Annotated in this window: 16 protein-coding genes and 1 pseudogene; 4 read left to right on the top strand and 13 right to left on the bottom strand. The window is 70.2% G+C overall.

All coding sequences use genetic code 11. The annotated features are described in order from the left end of the window. Positions 1–7: 7 nt before the first annotated feature. Positions 8–1,018 carry an aldose epimerase family protein gene (locus N8I87_RS12555; RefSeq protein WP_263208349.1) on the bottom strand — a complete coding sequence of 337 codons (1,011 nt, stop codon included), beginning with the start codon at positions 1,016–1,018 and terminating at the stop codon, positions 8–10. 10 nt (positions 1,019–1,028) lie between these two features. Next, positions 1,029–1,922, bottom strand: coding sequence for an SGNH/GDSL hydrolase family protein (locus tag N8I87_RS12550; RefSeq protein WP_263208347.1), 894 nt, complete (start codon positions 1,920–1,922; stop codon positions 1,029–1,031). A gap of 255 nt (positions 1,923–2,177) precedes the next feature. Between N8I87_RS12550 and N8I87_RS12545 the strand changes: the two genes are divergently transcribed. Beyond that, the gene (locus N8I87_RS12545) at positions 2,178–2,672 is read left to right on the top strand and encodes a DUF3145 domain-containing protein (RefSeq protein ID WP_263208345.1); all 495 of its coding nucleotides are present in this window, start codon (positions 2,178–2,180) and stop codon (positions 2,670–2,672) included. 99 nt (positions 2,673–2,771) lie between these two features. Here N8I87_RS12545 and fabF read toward each other — a convergent pair whose 3' ends face one another. From fabF to fasR, 5 genes are all read right to left on the bottom strand, one after another. After that, positions 2,772–4,034, bottom strand: a complete 1,263-nt coding sequence (gene fabF / locus N8I87_RS12540; protein ID WP_263208343.1) for a beta-ketoacyl-ACP synthase II — start codon at positions 4,032–4,034, stop codon at positions 2,772–2,774. Between the two features lie 107 nt (positions 4,035–4,141). Beyond that, the gene (locus tag N8I87_RS12535) at positions 4,142–4,390 is read right to left on the bottom strand and encodes an acyl carrier protein (protein ID WP_015660680.1); all 249 of its coding nucleotides are present in this window, start codon (positions 4,388–4,390) and stop codon (positions 4,142–4,144) included. 105 nt (positions 4,391–4,495) lie between these two features. Continuing rightward, the gene (locus tag N8I87_RS12530) at positions 4,496–5,527 is read right to left on the bottom strand and encodes a ketoacyl-ACP synthase III (RefSeq protein WP_263208335.1); all 1,032 of its coding nucleotides are present in this window, start codon (positions 5,525–5,527) and stop codon (positions 4,496–4,498) included. Positions 5,528–5,550: 23 nt separating this feature from the next. Then, entirely contained in the window at positions 5,551–6,486 is a 936-nt protein-coding gene (locus tag N8I87_RS12525; protein WP_263208333.1) for an ACP S-malonyltransferase, read from the bottom strand. Positions 6,487–6,575: 89 nt separating this feature from the next. Continuing rightward, entirely contained in the window at positions 6,576–7,781 is a 1,206-nt protein-coding gene (fasR, locus tag N8I87_RS12520) for a fatty acid biosynthesis transcriptional regulator FasR (protein WP_263208331.1), read from the bottom strand. Positions 7,782–7,853: 72 nt separating this feature from the next. Between fasR and N8I87_RS12515 the strand changes: the two genes are divergently transcribed. Then, entirely contained in the window at positions 7,854–8,540 is a 687-nt protein-coding gene (locus tag N8I87_RS12515; protein ID WP_263216415.1) for a pirin family protein, read from the top strand. 108 nt (positions 8,541–8,648) lie between these two features. On the opposite strand, the gene N8I87_RS12510 is transcribed toward N8I87_RS12515, so the two are convergent. Next, positions 8,649–9,470: a serine hydrolase domain-containing protein gene (locus N8I87_RS12510; protein WP_263208330.1), complete on the bottom strand. Its 822-nt coding sequence runs from the start codon at positions 9,468–9,470 to the stop codon at positions 8,649–8,651. A gap of 73 nt (positions 9,471–9,543) precedes the next feature. On the opposite strand from N8I87_RS12510, the gene N8I87_RS12505 reads away from it, so the two are divergent. After that, positions 9,544–10,008 (top strand): MerR family transcriptional regulator, encoded by a 465-nt coding sequence (locus tag N8I87_RS12505; RefSeq protein WP_263208328.1) that lies wholly within the window; start codon positions 9,544–9,546, stop codon positions 10,006–10,008. 18 nt (positions 10,009–10,026) lie between these two features. Here the strand turns inward: N8I87_RS12505 and N8I87_RS12500 are convergent. The 3 genes and pseudogenes from N8I87_RS12500 to N8I87_RS12490 all read right to left on the bottom strand — a co-directional run bounded on the left by N8I87_RS12500 (position 10,027) and on the right by N8I87_RS12490 (position 12,874). Then, positions 10,027–10,880, bottom strand: a pseudogene (locus N8I87_RS12500) (DUF4429 domain-containing protein). Between the two features lie 66 nt (positions 10,881–10,946). Next, on the bottom strand, positions 10,947–12,164 hold the full coding sequence (locus N8I87_RS12495) for an alpha/beta hydrolase family protein (protein ID WP_263208326.1): 1,218 nt from the start codon (positions 12,162–12,164) through the stop codon (positions 10,947–10,949). An 83-nt stretch (positions 12,165–12,247) separates the two neighbouring features. Beyond that, on the bottom strand, positions 12,248–12,874 hold the full coding sequence (locus N8I87_RS12490; protein WP_263208324.1) for a TetR family transcriptional regulator: 627 nt from the start codon (positions 12,872–12,874) through the stop codon (positions 12,248–12,250). Positions 12,875–12,940: 66 nt separating this feature from the next. Here N8I87_RS12490 and N8I87_RS12485 point away from each other — a divergent pair, with 66 nt between their 5' ends. Continuing rightward, on the top strand, positions 12,941–14,560 hold the full coding sequence (locus tag N8I87_RS12485) for an MFS transporter (RefSeq protein WP_263208323.1): 1,620 nt from the start codon (positions 12,941–12,943) through the stop codon (positions 14,558–14,560). A gap of 667 nt (positions 14,561–15,227) precedes the next feature. On the opposite strand, the gene N8I87_RS12480 is transcribed toward N8I87_RS12485, so the two are convergent. Both N8I87_RS12480 and aceE read right to left on the bottom strand, forming a co-directional pair. Beyond that, entirely contained in the window at positions 15,228–15,989 is a 762-nt protein-coding gene (locus N8I87_RS12480; protein WP_263208321.1) for a potassium channel family protein, read from the bottom strand. Positions 15,990–16,099: 110 nt separating this feature from the next. Then, positions 16,100–18,847, bottom strand: coding sequence for a pyruvate dehydrogenase (acetyl-transferring), homodimeric type (aceE, locus tag N8I87_RS12475; RefSeq protein ID WP_263208319.1), 2,748 nt, complete (start codon positions 18,845–18,847; stop codon positions 16,100–16,102). Between the last annotated feature and the right edge of the window lie 49 nt (positions 18,848–18,896).

Below are 18,896 nucleotides of genomic sequence, written 5' to 3'. Positions count from 1 at the left end.
ACCCTTCCTAGTCCCGCACGCCGAAGCCGTACACCGTCTCCGACCGGTACACCGCGCCCGGCCGCAGCTGGGCGCTGGGGAACTGCGGGCGGTTGGGGGAGTCCGGGAAGTGCTGGGTCTCCAGGGCGATGCCCTCGCACGGCTCGAACGGGGCGCTCAGATGGTCCGCCGTGTAGACCTGGATACCGGGCTCGGTGGTCGCGATCGTCAGCAGCCGCCCGGACGCCGGGTCGTGCAGCTCGGCGACCTCCGCGGGCGCCTCGGTCACCCCCTTGTCGAGCACGAAGTTGTGGTCGTAGCCGGAGCCGACCTTGCGCGTCGTACGGAAGTCGAAGCGGGAGTCCGTCACGTCCCGCAGCTCGCCGGTCGGGATCAGACCCGTGTCGACCGGGGTGAACCGGGAGGCGGCGATCCGGAGCTCATGGCCGCCCGCGTGGCCCGAGCCGGCCAGGTTGAAGTAGCTGTGGCTGGTCAGGTTCACCACGGTCGGCTCGTCCGTCACCGCCTCGTAGGAGATCCGCAGCGCGCCGGACTCGTCGAGGGTGTACGTCGCCGAGACCTCAAGCCGGCCCGGGAAGCCCTCCTCGCCGTGCGGGCTGACCCGGGTGAGGCGCACGCCGTGTCCGACCGGCCGCGCACTCCAGACGCGCTTGTCGAAGCCGTGGCCGCCGCCGTGCAGACAGTGGGGTCCGTCGTTCGGTTCGAGTGCGTACGTCAGGCCGTCCAGCGGGAAGCGGGCGTTCCCGATCCGGTTCGCGTACCGCCCGACCAGCGCGCCGAAGTACGGCTCGGGGTGCGCCAGATAGCCGTCGAGGCCGGCGAACCCCAGCACGATGTTCGCCGTCCGTCCTCCCCCACTCTCGGCTTCGCTCGAGCGGGGGGACCCCCATCTGTCCGGGACCTCGACGGACTGCACGATCCCGCCGTACGTCAGGACCCGTACCCGCACCCCGGCGCGCTCCAGCGTCCAGCGGTGTACCGGGGTTCCGTCGGAAAGTGTGCCGAAAAGTTCGCTCATGTGGGAAACCCTAGGTGACGGGCCCGGCCGCGGTGATGGTGCGATACGCGATGGCCGCGAGCCGCGCCTGACCGTCCGCGCTCGGATGGAACCAGTCCCAGTGGCTCAGCTGGTCGGTGCCGAACTCGTAGTCGAAGACGGCGCCCCCGTCGAAGCGGCACCGGCGGTCCTTCGCACAGACCTCCTTCAACACTTTGTTGTAGGCCTCCACCCGCTGCTGCACCTTGTCCCGGCGCAGGGTCGCCGCCGCGGCCAGGTCGTCCGCGTCGCTCAGCATCGACGGGCAGATGCCGAGCTTCCACACCTGCTTGCCCAGCGGGTTCGTACGGCCCTGCGACCACAGCCGCTTCAGGTTCGGCACGCTCGCCACATACACCTGCGTCTTCGGCAGCGTCTCGCGCAGCGTGCTCATCGTTTCCTCGAACTGGTTGCGGAAGTCGTCCACCGGGGTCATCGCCGAGGCCCTGGCCCGGCAGGCGTCGTTCGCCCCCGCCATCACCGTCACCAACTGGGGCCTGCGGGCGGCCGCCTGTGCCATCTGGTCGGGCAGGTCGGCCATCCGGGCCCCGGTCACCGCGTAGTTCCAGCTGCTCTCGGCCGCCTTCTCGCGCCCCAGCAGCCGTACCGCCAGGCTGTCGACCTGGGTGCTGGTGCCGGTCGCCCAGGACACCTCGGGGCAGTCGGACAGCACCGCGCACGCGTCGAAGCCACGGGTGATGGAATCGCCGACGGCGGCGAGCGAGGACGGGCTGCGGTTCCACACCGGGGCCGCCCGGGTGGCCCGCGCCTTCGTGACGTCCGGCGCGGGGGAGTTGTCACCCACCGCGTCGCAGCCGGCGGCGCCCAGGGCCGCCGCCAGCAGGACGGCGAGGACGGCCCGTGAACGCCGGCGTCGGTTTCGCATGCCCTGGTCCATCCCCTTGTCGTGCCGTCATGGTCCCCAACCCATAACAACGCGCGAGGGTTCCCGACGTGCGGCATGCAACGGCTCACACCCGTACAAGCGTCCCCCTGGGTGAATGGCGGGGTTTCCTGGCGGCGGGAGCGACGGTACGTCACACTCCTTGCCCCGACGCACGGTAGCCTCGCCATCAACGCGGCCGTCGCACCACTGCCGCCGGCCCGTCCGCAAGATGTCCCGCTCTGCCCGGAGGTTCCGGTGACGACACGTGGAGTTCTGTACGTGCACTCCGCTCCGCGCGCGCTGTGCCCGCACGTCGAATGGGCCGTCGCCGGGGTGCTCGGCACCCGGGTCAACCTCGACTGGATCCGGCAGCCCGCGGCACCGGGCACCTGGCGTTCGGAGTTCTCCTGGCAGGGCGAGGCCGGCACGGCCTCCAAGCTGGCGTCCGCGCTGCGCGGCTGGCACCTCCTGCGGTTCGAGGTCACCGCGGAGCCCTGCCCGACCGCCGAGGGCGAGCGCTACAGCTGCACCCCCGAACTCGGCATCTTCCACGCCGTCACCGGCATCCACGGCGACATCCTCATCCCCGAGGACCGCCTGCGCGCGGCGCTGACCCGCTCCCAGCGCGGCGAGACGGACCTGGAAGCGGAGATCGCCAAGCTCCTGGGCAAGCCGTGGGACGACGAACTGGAGCCGTTCCGGTACGCGGGCGAGGGCGCCCCGGTGCGCTGGCTGCACCAGGTGGTCTAGGAATCCGCACACGAGGAATCCGCACACGAGGAATCCGCACACGAGGAAGGGCCCCCGGTGGGGGCCCTTCACTTGCGTACCGGCGCGTACCGGCGCTTCTCAGATCGTCCGGAACGCCAGCACCACGTTGTGCCCGCCGAAGCCGAACGAGTCGTTCAGCGCGGCGATACGGCCTTCGGGCAGCTGACGCGCCTCACCGCGGACCACGTCGGCGTTGACCTCCGGGTCGACGTCGTCGAGGTTGATGGTCGGCGGGGCGAGGCGGTTGGACAGGGCGAGGATCGACGCCACGGTCTCGATGCCGCCGGCGCCGCCGAGCAGATGGCCGGTCATCGACTTGGTCGCGGAGATCGCCATGTGGTCGACGTCGTCCCCGAACACCTTGCGCAGGGCCTTGATCTCGGCGACGTCGCCCTGCGGGGTCGAGGTGGCGTGCGCGTTCACATGCACGATCTCGGCCGGCTTGAGGTCGGTGTTGTCGAGCAGGTTCTGCAGCGCGTGCGCGATGCCGTTGCCGGACGGCTCGGGCTGCGTGATGTGGTGACCGTCGGACGAGATGCCCTGGCCGACGGCCTCGACGTAGATCCGGGCGCCGCGGGCCTTCGCGTGCTCCTCGGACTCCAGGATGATCACGCCGGCGCCCTCGCCCATCACGAAGCCGTCGCGGCCGGAGTCGTAGGGACGCGACGCGCCCTCGGGGTCGTCGTTGTTCTTCGACATCGCCATCATGTTGCCGAACGCGACGATCGGCAGCGGGTGGATGGCCGCCTCGGTACCACCCGCGACGACGACGTCGGCGCGGCCGGTGCGGATCATCTCGATCGCGTAGCCGATGGCCTCGGCGCCGGAGGCGCAGGCCGAGACGGGGGTGTGCACACCGGCGCGGGCACCCAGCTCGATACCGACGTTGGCCGCCGGGGAGTTGGGCATCAGCATCGGCACGGTGTGCGGGGATACACGGCGGACGCCCTTGTCCTTCAGGACGTCGTACTGGTCGAGGAGGGTCGTCACGCCGCCGATGCCGGAGGCGATGACCGCGCCCAGCCGGTCGGGGTTGACGGACGTGTCCTCGCCCGCCCTGGCGGTGAAACCGGCGTCCTTCCAGGCCTCCTGAGCGGCGATCAGCGCGAACTGAGCGGACCGGTCCAGCTTGCGGGCCTGCGGACGGGGGAGGATCTCGCCCGGTTCGACGGCGATCTGCGCGGCGATACGGACCGGCAGATCGGCCGCCCACTCCTGCTCCAGGAGGCTGACGCCGGACTTGCCGGCGACCAGGGCCGCCCAGAACGAAGCTACGTCGCCACCCAGCGGTGTGGTTGCGCCGATACCGGTGACGACCACGGTGCGATTGGTCGGGCTCACGGGAATTCTTTCTCCAACGGATACGGGAGGACTACCCCCGCGTCAGCGGGGACTACGGCGCCACCGCCGGGTGGCGGGGCCTTGCAGCCTCAGGCTCGAGGGGTGACTCAGGCCTGGTGCTTGAGGATGTAGTCGGTGGCGTCACCGACGGTCTTCAGGTTCTTGACGTCCTCGTCCGGGATCTTGACGTCGAAGCGCTCTTCGGCGGCGACGACGACCTCGACCATGGACAGCGAGTCGACGTCCAGGTCGTCGGTGAAGGACTTGTCCAGCTGGACGTCCTCAACCGGGATGCCGGCGATCTCGTTCACGATGTCGGCGAGACCGGCGACGATCTCTTCCTGAGTGGCGGCCATGTCAGGCGCTCCTTCGTAGATATCCAGACGGTGTTTTGCGCCCACCGCGTGAGCGGCAGGTGGTTGCGGTTCCCGTGCCGGATCGCATGATCCGGCACGGAGTGCCTAGGGGAGGGTAACGACCGTGGCGGCGTAGACGAGACCCGCCCCGAATCCGATGACGAGCGCGGTGTCGCCGCTCTTCGCCTCGCCGGTCGCCAGAAGCCGCTCCATCGCGAGCGGAATCGAGGCCGCCGAGGTGTTGCCGGTGGTGCGGATGTCACGGGCGACTGTGACGTGCTCCGGCAGCTTGAGGGTCTTCACCATCGAGTCGATGATCCGCACGTTGGCCTGGTGCGGGATGAAGACGTCCAGGTCGTCCGCGGTGATCCCGGCCGCGTCCAGCGCCTGCTGGGCGACCTTCGCCATCTCGAACACGGCCCAGCGGAAGACCGCCTGGCCCTCCTGGGTGATCGCGGGGAACTTGATGTTGCCCTCGCTGTCCAGGGGCAGTTCGGCGAGGTCGCCGACCCGGTAGCGGTCCCAGGTGACCGTCTGCTTGATGGTCTCGGACTTGTCGCCCTCGGAGCCCCAGACGCTCGGGCCGATCCCCGGCTCCTGCGAGGGGCCGACCACGACCGCGCCCGCGCCGTCGCCGAACAGGAAGGCCGTCGCGCGGTCCTCCAGGTCGGTCAGGTCGGACAGCCGCTCGACGCCGATGACGAGCACGTGCTCGGCCGAGCCCTCGACGATCATGCCCTTGGCCAGGGTCAGGCCGTAGCCGAAGCCCGCACAGCCCGCCGAGATGTCGAACGCGGCCGCCTTGGCCGTGCCCAGCTTGTCGGCGATCTCGGTCGCGATGGCCGGGGTCTGGCTGAAGTGCGAGACGGTCGAGACGACCACGGCGCCGATCTGCTCGGCGGAGATGCCCGCGTCGGCGATCGCCTTGCCGGAGGCCTCGATCGCCATGGCGGCGACGGTCTCCTCCGGGCCCGCCCAGTGCCGGGTCTCGATGCCGGAGCGCGAACGGATCCACTCGTCGGACGAGTCGATCTTCTCGAGGATCACCTCGTTGGGCACCACACGGGTGGGACGGTAGCCACCGACACCGAGGATGCGCGCGTACGGGGCGCCCTTGCTGGGCTTGATCTTCGACATGATTCGGTACGGCTCCTTAGGCGTCAGGCGTGCTCGGCGATGAGCTCGCGGGCCGCGTCGAGGTCGGCGGGGGTCTTCAGGGCCAGCGTCTTGACACCCGGAAGGGCGCGCTTGGCCAGGCCGGTCAGTGTGCCACCGGGGCATACCTCGATGAGCGCGGTGACGCCGAGCCGCTGGAACGTCTCCATGCACAGGTCCCAGCGGACCGGGTTGGCGACCTGGCCGACCAGGCGCTCGAGCACCTCGGCGCCGGCGGCGACGGTCGCGCCGTCCTTGTTGGAGACGTAGGTGACCTTGGGGTCCGCGGGCTCGAGGTCCGCGGCGGCCTTGGCCAGCGTCTCGACCGCGGGGGCCATGTGGTGGGTGTGGAAGGCGCCCGCGACCTTCAGCGCGACGACCTTGCGGACGCCCTCGGGCTTGTCCTCGTTCAGCGCGGCGAGCTGCTCCAGCGTGCCCGCGGCGACGATCTGGCCCGCGCCGTTGATGTTCGCCGGCGTCAGCCCCAGCTTCTCCAGATGCGCGACGGACACCTCGGGGTCGCCGCCCAGCAGCGCCGACATGCCGGTCTCGGTGATCGCCGCGGCATCGGCCATGGCCAGCCCGCGCTTGCGTACGAGACCCAGCGCGGCGGTCTCGCCCAGCACGCCCGCGAAGGTGGCGGCGGTGATCTCGCCGACGCTGTGGCCCGCGACCGCGCCCGGGGAGCCCGCCGCGTCAGCGGCAAATGGTCCCGTACCCAGTGCCGCGCCGGACAGGATCCCGGCGGCGACCAGCAGCGGCTGGGCCACCGCGGTGTCACGGATGGCGTCCGCGTCGGCCTGGGTTCCGTAGTGGACGAGGTCCAGTCCGATGGCGTCCGACCACGCGGCGACGCGGTCGGCGGCACCGGGGAGATCGAGCCAGGGAGTCAGGAAGCCGGGCGTCTGGGCGCCTTGGCCGGGAGCGACGAGTACGAGCACTCTCACACTCTCTCTTGGGGACGGCAGGGGCCGCCCGTGGGGACAGGGACGAAGAACACGAAGGGGTTTTGTGGGCCCCCGACAAAAACCTAGGGTTGAGTATCTCCATCTGCCAGACGCCCCAGGATCAGCGCGATCCGCAGCGTGAACGCGGATCGTACATCGGATGGCGACCAGCCGGTGACGTCAGTCACACGTCGGAGCCGGTAGCGCACGGTGTTCGGGTGAACGAAGAGCATCCTTGCCGCACCCTCCAGGCTGCTCGCCTGCTCCAGATAAACGCTCAAGGTTTCCAGGAGCGCCGATCCGGCCTCTTCCAGTGGTCTGTAGATCTCCTCCACCAACTGCTCACGGGCGCTCGGATCGCCCGCGATGGCCCGCTCCGGAAGGAGATCGTCCGCCAGAACCGGCCGGGGCGCGTCCTGCCAGGCAGAACATGCTTTCAGTCCCGCGGCCGCGGCCTGCGCGGACCGCGTCCCGGCCAGCAGATCGGGTACGACGGGCCCCGCGACCACCGGTCCCGCGGCATAAGGCCCGATCAGCGACTTGGCGACGGCCAGCGGATTGTCGTTGCCGCCCGCGATGACCACGAGCCGGTCCCCGAGCACCCCGGTGAGCACCTGGAGCTTGGCGTGCCGGGCGGCCCGCCGGATGGCCTCCACCGTGAGCTCGGAGTCACCGTCCGGAGCGGTCCCCAGCACCACGCACACGTGCTCGGGCGAATTCCAGCCAAGAGCGGCGGCCCGGCTGACGGCGCCCTCGTCGGCCTCACCGCTGAGCACCGCGTTCACCACCAGCGACTCCAGCCGGGCGTCCCAGGCACCGCGTGCCTCGGCGGCCTGCGCGTACACCTGGGCGGTCGCGAACGCGATCTCCCGCGCGTACACCAGCAGCGCCTCGCGCAGCACGCCCTCGTCCCCGGGAGCGGCGACCTCGTCGATCGCGCTCTCCATGACCTCGATGGTGGTGCGCACCATCTCCACGGTCTGCCGCAGGGTGATGGCCCGGGTCAGCTCGCGCGGCGCGGTGCCGAACACGTCCGTCGAGATGGCCTGCGGGGCGTCCGGGTGCCGGAACCACTCGGTGAAGGCGGCGATGCCCGCCTGGGCCACGAGCCCGATCCAGGAACGGTTCTCCGGTGGCATGGCCCGGTACCACGGCAGGGTCTCGTCCATGCGTGCGATGGCCTGGGCGGCCAGGCTGCCGGACGACTTCTCCAGCCGCTTCAGGGTCGCGGAGTGCGTATGGACGTCGTGCGTTGCGTGTTCGGGCTTGCGGGTTTCGGGTTCGGGCACGGGACAAGACTGCCTTATCCGGACGGGAGCGTGCGTCGCCGGGTCGGGACTGCGGACTACGGTGGTGCCGTGATGGACGTACGGCGCGCCGCGGAGCGCTACCGAGGGGGAGACCCCGACGCCGGGATCGACTCCCGCCACGCCTTCTCCTTCGGCCCGCACTACGACCCCGGGAACCTGCGCTTCGGCGCGGTCATCGCCTGCAACGAGGAGCGGCTCGCACCCGGCGCCGGATTCGACGAGCACCCGCACAGCCACACCGAGATCGTCACATGGGTGGTCGAGGGCGAGCTGACGCACCGCGACTCACAGGGCCACGAGACGCTGGTCCGCCCCGGAGACGTGCAGCGCCTCAGCTCGGCGGGTGGCGTCCGCCACATCGAGCGCAACGACGGCGACGCCCCGCTCACCTTCGTGCAGATGTGGCTGGCCCCGCTGAACCCCGGCGGCGACCCGGCCTACGAGATCGTCCGAGGCATCGCCGACTCCACCCCGTACGCCGTCCCCGAGTCCGCCGCGATGCTCCACGTACGCCGCCTGACCCCGGGCGAACGAACAGCACTACCGGACGCGACGCACGTGTACGTCCACGTGGTCCGCGGCGAACTCCAGCTGGCCGGCGAGAACCTGGGCCCGGGAGACTCGGCCCGCATCACGGATGAGAAAGACACGGAGGCAGTGGCGACGACGGAGACAGAGCTATTGATCTGGGAAATGACGGGACTTTCCAGCCCGTCTGGGGGTACCCCCTGCTCGTAGAGCTTGGGGGAGTTTGAGGACGAGGCCGTTCAGGCCGAAGCGGGGGTCTGGGGGCGGCAGCCCCCGGGGACGGGAAGGGTAGGGGCGGCGGGGGCGAAAGACCCGACGTCAGCCCCGCAACTCCGCGAGCACCGCATCGGTGAACACCGGCCACGCTTCAACGGCCCAAGGCCCGAAAGCCCGATCCGTGAGAGCAACCCCGGCCACCCCCACAACCGGGTCGATCCACAAAAACGTACCGGATTGCCCGAAATGCCCAAACGTCCGAGGCGAGGACGAACCCCCGGTCCAGTGCGGAGACTTCCCGTCCCGGATCTCGAAACCAAGCCCCCAGTCGTTCGGATTCTGATGCCCGTACCCCGGCAGAACACCCTTGGTCCCAGGGAACTGCACGGTCATCGCCTCGGCGACGGTACGGACATCCAGCAGCCGAGGCGCTTGCACCTCGGCAGCGAACCGCAGCAGATCCTCGACCGTGGAGACACCGTCCTTCGCGGGCGACCCCTCCAGCGAGGTAGACGTCATGCCCAGCGGCTCCAGCACGGCCTGCCGCAGATACTCCGCGAACGGAATGTCCGTCGCCTTGGCGACATGGTCCCCGAGCTGCTCGAACCCGGCGTTGGAGTACAGCCGCCGCTCCCCGGGCGGCGCGGTCACCCGGTGCTCGTCGAAGGCCAGCCCGGAGGTGTGGGCAAGCAGATGACGGACCGTGGACCCGGGCGGCCCGGCCGGTTCGTCGAGCTCGATCGCCCCCTCCTCGTACGCGACGAGCGCCGCATACGCCGCGAGCGGCTTGGTGACCGAGGCCAGCGCGAACCGTTGCCGGACGGGACCGTGGCTCCCCAGTACCGCACCGTCGGCCCGTACGACCCCCGCCGCGGCGGTGGGAACGGGCCAGTTCTCGATCGACGTGAGACTCTTCAACGACATGCCGCCGAGCCTAAGCGACTTCTTACCGGGTTCCGGTTGCTTGGAGTGCACTCGAAGGCCATAGCGTGGGGCCATGACGGTGATGCAGACCTCGCCCGTGGCCACCGAGCAGGCTTCGACCCCCGCAGATCTCTGCGCCGCGCCACCCCGGCGGCATCCGCGGCCCGACGGTCAGGACAGCTACACGATCAGCGAGGTCGTCGCCTTCACCGGACTGACCGCCCACACCCTGCGCTGGTACGAGCGGATCGGGCTGATGTCCCACATCGACCGCTCGCACACCGGCCAGCGCCGCTACAGCAACCGCGATCTGGACTGGCTGGACTTCGTGAGCAAGCTGCGGCTGACCGGTATGCCGGTCGCGGACATGGTCCGGTACGCGGAGCTGGTGCGCGAGGGCGAGACCACCTATGCCGAGCGGCACGAGCTGCTCGAGTCGACCCGCAGGGACGTGCTGGCCCGTATCGCCGAACTCCGGGACACGCTCGCCGTACTCGACCGGAAGATCAGCTTCTACGCGGGCGGAAGCACGGCGTAGCGCCGACTGCGGTGCCGGCTACAGCTCCGCCAGCAGCTCGGCCTTCTTCGCCGAGAACTCCTCGTCCGTGACCAGCCCGGCCCGGTGCAGCTCCCCGAGATGACGGATCCGCTCGGCGATGTCCGCGGGATCGCGCCGGCCCGCGTTGGTAAGCACCGCCGGGGCCACCGCCCCCGCGACCGCACCGCCGCCAGGACGGCCGCGGCGAAGGGCAGCGACTCGTGCACGGGACCGTAACCGAGGCCGAAGACGACCGTCGCCGGATCCTGGTCCGGCTGGGCGGGCTGCTCGACGGCGGAGTCCCGGTGCAGGAGCCGCAGATGACCTTCGAAGACCTCGGGCGAGCGCCACTCGACGCCGCTCAGGTCTGCGACCGGGAAACTCTGGTCGCCCGCCTTCCACTTCGCCGAGGAGGCGCCGGTCCAGGACCACCGGAACTGCACCGAGGTGCCGTCGAAGGAGGCCTTGCCGTCGTACGCCTTGAAGTGCCGCGGCGCCTCGGGCGCGGTGACCAGATGGCGTTCCGTGGGCCCGGACTCGGTGAGCCGCGCGCGCAGTTCGTCGGCGTAGTACTCGGCGAGGGTCTCGCGCTCGGCGGGCAGGACCAGCCGGTAGGGGTCGGAGCCCTCCTTCAACTGCCCGGCCGCCGCCTCCATCAGCGCATCCGCGCCGGGGCGGGGCTCGGCCCGCAGTACGACGGTGCCGCGTTTGCCGGTGGTGAGCGTCACACCTGAGAGCGCGGCGAGCGGGATGCGCCGTTCCCCAAGGGCCTGGAACAGCTTCGGTGTTCGAATCCCCCGTTCGTAGCGGATGAGCACAGAGTCGGACTCGAACTCCCAGGCGGCATGAAATCCGGCCAGTACGTCACCCATGCGGCTCATCGTATGCGGCACGCGCTTTTTCGTCCCCTCCCCGCGCGGACCGCAGTTCCTGCGCCTCTACGCGCGTCCTGCCGTGTCGGTGCCGGACAAACCCTCCCGGCACACCTCGACCTCGTGCGCACACGTCACCGCGTGGTACGCGCCAACACCGATGTCGGCGAAGTTCCGCAGGCTGTCCGTGCCCGGCTCGAAATAGCCGCTGTGTCCCTGTGCGTCCCGTGCCGACAGTACCCGGGCGCCGAACGCCGAGGACACCGGATCGGCGCCGTGTCCGAGGCCGCCGACCTCCATGTAGGGCACGTCCTGGACCCAGTCGGTGGCGTCCCGCATCGCCCACACCCGCGCCGAGGTGCCCAGGTGCGCGGCATCGGAGACGCGCATTCCGGGGCTCGCGGCCACGGCTATGTCGGCCACCCGGTCCGGCATCGCGTGCGCGGCGACCCCGCAGACCACGGAGCCGTAGCTGTGGCAGAACATCGACACGGGCGCGCTGCCGGGCAGCGCGCGCAGCAGGGCGTTCAGTCGTACGGCACCGTCCTCGGCGCGCATCGCTGTCGCCGCGTCCACGCCGAGCCCGTCGGGCGCGGTGTAGTCGGCCCAGGCGATCACGGCGGTACGGGTCGTGGGGCTCGCCGTGCGCTCGGCCGAGTACAGTGCCTCGGCCATGCCGGCCGTCGCCGAGTACTTGCGGTTCGTCTTCTGGAAGGTGAGCAGGTCGGTGTCGACGCCGGGGACGACGACCGAGATCCGCTCGGCCTTGTCCAGGTTCCCGAACACCTCGGCGATCCGGCCCGTGCCCTCGGGATCGAAGGAGAGGATCTGGCGGCCGCCGGACATCAGCGACTCGTAGCGGTGCATACGACGGCCCGCCTGCTGCTGCCCGGCCGGGCTGAGCCGGCTGTCGTGCATGCGCTTCTTCTCGACCTTGCGCGCCTGGTTCATGGCGACGTGGTTGGCCTGGTAGCGCAGTTCGACGGGGGCGCCGTTCATATTGCCGACCGCGAGCGGGTAGCGGTGCGCGAGGCGGTCGCGCTCCTGCACGGTGAGCGAGGCGAAGAATCGGGCGAGGCGGGCGGGGGCCGCGTCCGGGTCCGGCAGATGGTGGCCGTGGAAGCGGCCGTGCTCCCACTTCGTGAGCGAGGCCTGCAGAGGGGTCGCCTCCCGGTGGGTGCGCAGGGCGGTCCAACCGGTGGTCGCGAGCATCACGAACACGACGCCCAGCGCGAGCAGCGCGCGCCAGACGTTGAGTTGCGGGGAGGTGTCGAAGGAAGTCACTGGGAGGACACACTAGGAGAACGGGAGGGTCTCGCGGTAACTGAGTGACAGGGATCACGTTTCAAGCGCACGTGACAATGGCCTCAGTCCTCCCGCCAACTCCCGACGAGCGCGGGTCCCACCTGGTCGAGGCGGGCGGCGGTGAGTTCGCGGATCGCCACGACACTGGCGTCGTCCCCCACGGACCAGGCGCGTTCGGTGACCCGGATCACCGCGCCGAAGACGGCCACGACGAGCCGCGGCCGCGGGTCCGCGTCCACGTCCAGGCCCTCGCGTTCGGCGATGATCCGCGCGATCTGCTCCTCCAGCTCCGCCGAGCGCCGCAGATGGGCGGCGAGCAGGGCGGGCGTCGCCTCGATCATCCGGTAGGCACGCATGTGGAGTTCGACCGGGACGACCTGTTCGACGGCCTCCTCGATGGTGTCCCAGCTCTCCAGCACCGCGCGGCGCAGTGCCTCCAGCGGGGCCTCGTGCGGCGGGCGTTCGCGCAGCGCCGCGACGTAGTGCGACTCGGCGAGCCGCGGCACGAAGAAGGCCACGTCCTCCTTGCTGGCGAAGTAGCGGAAGAATGTGCGCTGCGACACGTCGACGGCCTCGGCGATCTCGTCGACGGTCGTCTCCTCGTAGCCCCGGGTGGTGAACAGTTCGAGCGCGGACCGCAGCAGTGCGTCCCGGGTGCGCTGTTTCTTGCGTTCGCGCAGTGTTTCCATATGTGTCAGTTACCGACTTGTGATTTCGTTTGTCAATTGTCAGCGGCTGTCACTAGCCTCCATGGTATGACTAGTCAGACCACCATCGACACGACGGGGTCGGGGGACAGGGCGGACAAGGTTCCGTCGGACCCGGTCCCGGCCGCGGGCCTGCGCGGCCACCCTTGGCTCACCCTCATCACCGTCGCCGTAGGCGTCATGATGGTGGCCCTCGACGGCACCATCGTGGCCATCGCCAACCCGGCGATCCAGAAGGACCTCGGCGCCACCTTCGCGCAGGTCCAGTGGATCACCAACGGCTACTTCCTCGCCCTCGCGGTCTCCCTGATCACCGCGGGCAAGCTCGGTGACCGCTTCGGCCACCGGCAGACCTTCCTGATCGGCGTGACCGGCTTCGCCACCGCCTCGGGCGCCATCGGCCTGTCGCACAGCATCGCCGCGGTCGTCACCTTCCGCGTCTGCCAGGGCCTGTTCGGCGCGCTGCTGATGCCGGCCGCGCTCGGGCTGCTGCGGGCCACCTTCCCGGCCGAGAAGCTCAACATGGCGATCGGCATCTGGGGCATGGTCATCGGCGCCTCCACCGCGGGCGGTCCGATCCTCGGCGGTGTCCTGGTCGAGCACGTCAACTGGCAGTCGGTGTTCTTCATCAACGTGCCGGTCGGCCTGATCGCCCTGGTCCTGGGCGTGCTGATCCTGCGCGACCACCGCGCGGAGAACGCCCCGCGCTCCTTCGACCTGCTCGGCATCGCACTGCTCTCCGGCGCGATGTTCTGCCTGGTCTGGGCGCTCATCAAGGCGCCGTCCTGGGGCTGGGGCGACGGCAGGACGTGGGGGTTCATCGCCGCATCGGTGCTGCTCTTCGCCGTCTTCTCCTTCTGGGAGACGAGGGTCGCGGAACCCCTCATCCCACTGGGCCTGTTCCGCTCGGTCCCGCTGTCCGCGGGCGTGGTCCTGATGGTCCTGATGGCGATCGCCTTCATGGGCGGTCTGTTCTTCGTGACGTTCTACCTCCAGAACGTCCACGGCATGAGCCCGATCGACGCCGGACTCCACCTGCTGCCCCTCACCGGCATGATGATCGTCGGTTCGCCGCTCGCCGGCGCGGCGATCACCAAGCTGGGCCCGCGCATCCCGCTGGCCGGTGGCATGGTCGCCACCGCGGTCGCCATGTACGGCATGTCGACGCTGGAGACGGACACCGGCAGCGGTGTGATGTCGCTCTGGTTCGCCCTGCTGGGCCTCGGCCTCGCGCCCGTCATGGTCGGCGCCACGGAGGTCATCGTCGGCAACGCCCCGATGGAGCTCTCCGGTGTGGCCGGCGGTCTCCAGCAGGCGGCGATGCAGATCGGCGGCAGCCTCGGTACGGCGGTGCTGGGTGCCGTGATGGCCTCCAAGGTCGACAGCGACCTGCCGGCCAACTGGGCCGACGCGGGGCTCCCGAAGCTCTCGCCGACCCAGCTCGACCAGGCCTCGGAGGCGGTCCAGGTGGGTGTCGCCCCGGTCGCCAAGGGCACGCCGGAGGTGATCGTCGCGAAGATCACCTCGGTCGCGCACGACACGTTCATCTCCGGCATGAGCCTGGCGTCGCTGGTCGCGGCGGGCGTGGCGGCCGTGGCCGTCCTGGTGGCACTGCTCACCAAGCGCGGCGAGAACGCCGACGCGGGCATGGGCGCGGGCCACATCTGAGTTCGCCCATCAGGGTGACGCGACCGAAGATCCCTCGCCTACGGCACGCGCCGCAGTTCACATTGGGTCAAGTCCTCCGCAGGACATAGAGGACCCGAACTGCGGCGCGCTGCCGGAGGGGGGCAGCGCGCCGACAGATCCAGATCAGGAAACCCGCTCCGCCCAGCTGTGTGCACCCGTCCCGCCCAGCTGCGGGCAATCGTGCCTCCCCCAAGCTCTTCGAGCAGGGGGGACCCCCAGGCGGCACGGGTGGGCGCAGCGGCACCCCGCCGGCGCCGGGTTGCGTGACCCACCCCCATGGCGCAGCGCGCGGCACCCCGCCGGCGCCGGGTTGCGTGACCCACCCCCATGGCGCAGCGCGCGGCACCCCGCCGGCGCCGGGTTGCGTGACCCACCCCCATGGCGCAGCGCGCGGCACCCCGCCGGCGCCGGGTTGCGTGACCCACCCCCACGGCGCAGCGCGCGGCACCCCGCCGGCGCCGGGTTGCGTGACCCACCCCCACGGCGCAGCGCGCGGCACCCCGCGGCGCCGGGTTGCGTGACCCACCCCCACGGCGCAGCCCGCGGCACCCCGCCGGCGCCGGGTTGCGTGACCCACCCCCCAGAGCAGCCCGCGGCACCTCACCGCGTACGGGAGTCACCCCACCCCACAGGGCAACGCCAACCCCTACCCCGGCCGCTCCTCCACCGCTTCCCCCGCCGAAGCCAACGCAGTAAGCGCCGCCACCTCCGCCCGAAGCTCCCGTACCTCCGCCGCCAAAGACTCGATCGCCTCGGTCTGCCGCCGCTCCTCCACATCGTCCTTCTCGAACCGCGCGATGAACCACGCGGCGATGTTCGCGGTCACCACACCCAGCAACGCGATCCCGGACAGCATCAGCCCGACCGCGATCATCCGTCCCAGCCCGGTGGTCGGCGCATGATCCCCGTACCCGACGGTCGTCATCGTCGTGAACGACCACCACACGGCGTCACCCAGTGTCCGGATGTTCCCGTTCGGCGACTCCCGCTCCACCGACAGCACGGCCAGCGACCCGAACATCAGCAACCCGACGACCGCCCCCGCGACATACGTCGTCAGCCGGATCTGCGAAGCCATCCGCGCCCGCCGCCCCAGCAGCAGCAGTGTCGAGACGAGCCGCAGCAGCCGCAGCGGCTGGAGGATCGGCAGTATCACCGCGCACAGGTCCAGCCAGTGCGTCCGTACGAACTCCTTGCGCCGGCGCGCGAGTGCCAGCCGCATCAGATAGTCCGTGGCGAAGGACCCCCACACCACCCACTCCACGACCGTGCACGCGGCCGTCAGGGAGTGCCCTGCCGAACTGTCCACGATCGGCACGGCATAGGCGATGGCGAAGGCCACCGCGAGCGCCAGCAGGGGCCGTTGGGTGTGCCGCTCCCAACGCGCCTGCGCCGATTGTTCCTCCATGCCCGCATCGTAAGGAAAACGCGGGGGCGGTGGAGCATCGAGCCCCACCGCCCCTCAGCAGCTCAAGAGCCGCTCAAGCCGCGAAACCAGCCAGGCCGGGCCGCGCAGCGCTACGCGTCGCCGCCCGCCGCCCCCGGGTCCGCCGCCGACACGTCGAGCAGCTGGTACCGGTCGATGGCCTGCTTCAGCACCGAACGGTCGACCTTGCCCTCCCGCGCCAGCTCGGTCAGCACCGCCACCACGATCGACTGCGCGTCGATGTGGAAGAAGCGGCGAGCCGCGCCCCGTGTGTCCGCGAAGCCGAAGCCGTCCGCGCCGAGGGACTGGTACGTCCCCGGCACCCACCGGGCGATCTGGTCCGGAACCGACCGCATCCAGTCGGACACGGCCACGAACGGCCCCTCGGCGCCGCTGAGCTTGCGCGTGACGTACGGCGTGAGCTGCTCCTCCTCCGGGTGCAGCAGGTTGTGCCGCTCGCACTCCACGGCCTCGCGCCGCAGCTCGTTCCAGGAGGTCGCCGACCAGACGTCGGCCCGTACGTCCCAGTCCTCCGCGAGGATCCGCTGCGCCTCGATCGCCCACGGCACCGCCACACCGGACGCCATGATCTGCGCCGGGACGGAGCCCGCCGTGCCCGGGGCGATGCGGTGGATGCCCTTGAGGATGCCCTCGACGTCCACGTCGGCCGGCTCGGCCGGGTGCTGGATGGGCTCGTTGTAGACGGTGAGGTAGTAGAAGACGTCCTCGCCGTGCGGGTGCTGCGCGTCGCTGCCGTACATACGGCGCAGGCCGTCCTGCACGATGTGCGCGATCTCGTACGAGTACGCCGGGTCGTAGGCGACACAGGCGGGGTTCGTCGAGGCGAGCAGCTGCGAGTGGCCGTCCGCGTGCTGCAGACCCTCACCGGTCAGCGTCGTACGGCCGGCGGTCGCGCCGAGAACGAAACCGCGCGCCATCTGGTCGGCCATCTGCCAGAACTGGTCACCCGTGCGCTGGAAACCGAACATCGAATAGAAGACGTACACCGGGATCAGCGGCTCGCCGTGCGTCGCGTAGGCCGAGCCGGCCGCGATCAGGGACGCCGTGCAGCCCGCCTCGGAGATGCCGTCGTGCAGCATCTGGCCCGTCGGCGACTCCTTGTACGCGAGCAGCAGGTCGCGGTCCACCGCCTCGTACTGCTGGCCGAGCGGGTTGTAGATCTTCGCGCTCGGGAAGAAGGAGTCCATGCCGAACGTGCGGTACTCGTCCGGCGCGATCAGCACGAACCGTCTGCCGAGCTCCTTGTCCCGCATGAGGTCCTTGAGGAGCCGGACAAAGGCCATGGTCGTCGCGATCGACTGCTGACCCGAGCCCTTCTTCACACCCGCGTACGTCTTGTCGTCGGGCAGCGTGAGCGGCTTGGAACGCACGACGCGCGTCGGGACGTACCCGCCGAGCCCCTTGCGCCGGTCGTGCATGTACTGGATCTCCTCCGAGTTCCGGCCCGGGTGGTAGTACGGCGGCAGGCCGGACTCCAGCTCCTTGTCGGAGATCGGCAGGTGCAGCCGGTCGCGGAAGCCCTTGAGGTCGGTGACCGTCAGCTTCTTCATCTGGTGCGTGGCGTTGCGGCCCTCGAAGTTCGGCCCGAGCGTCCAGCCCTTGATCGTCTTGGCCAGGATCACCGTCGGCTGGCCCTTGTGCGCCTTGGCCGCCGAGAACGCCGCGAAGATCTTCCGGTGGTCGTGACCGCCACGGCCCAGGTGCAGGATCTGGTCGTCGGTCATGTGCTCGACCATCGCGCGCAGCCGGTGGTCGTCGCCGAAGAAGTGGTCGCGGATGTACGCGCCGGACTCGGTCGCATACGTCTGGAACTGGCCGTCGGGCGTGGTGTTCATCTTGTTGACCAGCACGCCGTCGCGGTCCTGGGCGAGCAGCGGGTCCCAGGTGCGGTCCCAGACCAGCTTGATCACGTTCCAGCCGGCGCCCCGGAAGACCGACTCCAGCTCCTGGATGATCTTGCCGTTGCCGCGCACCGGGCCGTCGAGCCGCTGCAGGTTGCAGTTGACCACGAAGGTGAGGTTGTCCAGGTTCTCGCGCGCGGCGATGGTCAGCTGGCCGAGCGACTCGACCTCGTCCATCTCGCCGTCGCCGAGGAACGCCCACACGTGGGACTTGGAGGTGTCGGCGATGCCGCGTGCCTCCATGTAGCGGTTCATCCGGGCCTGGTAGATCGCGCCCAGCGGGCCGAGGCCCATGGAGACGGTCGGGAACTCCCAGAAGTCCGGCATGGAGCGCGGGTGCGGGTAGCTGGAGAGCGCCTGGGGGTACTTGGACTTCTCCTGGCGGAAGCCGTCCAGCTGCTGCTCGCTGAGCCGGTCGAGCATGTACGCGCGGGCGTAGATGCCGGGGGAGGCGTGGCCCTGGAAGAAGACCTGGTCGCCGCCGTCGCCCTCGTCCTTGCCGCGGAAGAAGTGGTTGAAGCCCACGTCGTAGAGCGAGGCGGAGGAGGCGAAGGTGGCGATGTGGCCGCCGACGCCGATGCCGGGGCGCTGCGCGCGGGACACCATCACCGCGGCGTTCCAGCGGGTCGCGTTCAGGATCCTGCGCTCGATCTCCTCGTTGCCGGGGAAGAACGGCTCGTCCTTGGTCGCGATGGTGTTGACGTAGTCCGTGCTGCGCATCTCGGGCACGGCCACGCGCTTCTCGCGGGCGCGCTCGATCAGGCGGAGCATCAGATAGCGGGCTCGCTCCCGGCCGCGCTCGTCCACGGCGGCGTCGAGGGAATCGAGCCACTCCTGGGTCTCTTCGGGATCGAAGTCAGGTACCTGACTCGGAAGGCCGCCAATGATGATCGGGTTGCGATCGGATCCGGAAGCCACGCTGTTCCTTACCTGTCAGAGGGCCGCTTCTGCTTGGGCTTTTTTCTCG

Source organism: Streptomyces sp. HUAS 15-9 (genome assembly GCF_025642155.1).
Classification (GTDB): domain Bacteria; phylum Actinomycetota; class Actinomycetes; order Streptomycetales; family Streptomycetaceae; genus Streptomyces.
This window is presented reverse-complemented; position numbering and strand designations above follow the sequence as displayed.

Bases quoted from the DNA above. Each gene is read 5' to 3' on its own strand.
- N8I87_RS12480 (WP_263208321.1), bottom strand. From the start codon at position 15,989: ATGGAGGAACAATCGGCGCAGGCGCGTTGGGAGCGGCACACCCAACGG.
- N8I87_RS12555 (WP_263208349.1), bottom strand. From the start codon at position 1,018: ATGAGCGAACTTTTCGGCACACTTTCCGACGGAACCCCGGTACACCGC.
- N8I87_RS12490 (WP_263208324.1), bottom strand. From the start codon at position 12,874: ATGGAAACACTGCGCGAACGCAAGAAACAGCGCACCCGGGACGCACTG.
- N8I87_RS12550 (WP_263208347.1), bottom strand. From the start codon at position 1,922: ATGCGAAACCGACGCCGGCGTTCACGGGCCGTCCTCGCCGTCCTGCTG.
- N8I87_RS12535 (WP_015660680.1), bottom strand. From the start codon at position 4,390: ATGGCCGCCACTCAGGAAGAGATCGTCGCCGGTCTCGCCGACATCGTG.
- N8I87_RS12510 (WP_263208330.1), bottom strand. From the start codon at position 9,470: ATGTCGTTGAAGAGTCTCACGTCGATCGAGAACTGGCCCGTTCCCACC.
- N8I87_RS12505 (WP_263208328.1), top strand. From the start codon at position 9,544: ATGACGGTGATGCAGACCTCGCCCGTGGCCACCGAGCAGGCTTCGACC.
- N8I87_RS12530 (WP_263208335.1), bottom strand. From the start codon at position 5,527: ATGTCGAAGATCAAGCCCAGCAAGGGCGCCCCGTACGCGCGCATCCTC.
- N8I87_RS12515 (WP_263216415.1), top strand. From the start codon at position 7,854: ATGGACGTACGGCGCGCCGCGGAGCGCTACCGAGGGGGAGACCCCGAC.
- N8I87_RS12485 (WP_263208323.1), top strand. From the start codon at position 12,941: ATGACTAGTCAGACCACCATCGACACGACGGGGTCGGGGGACAGGGCG.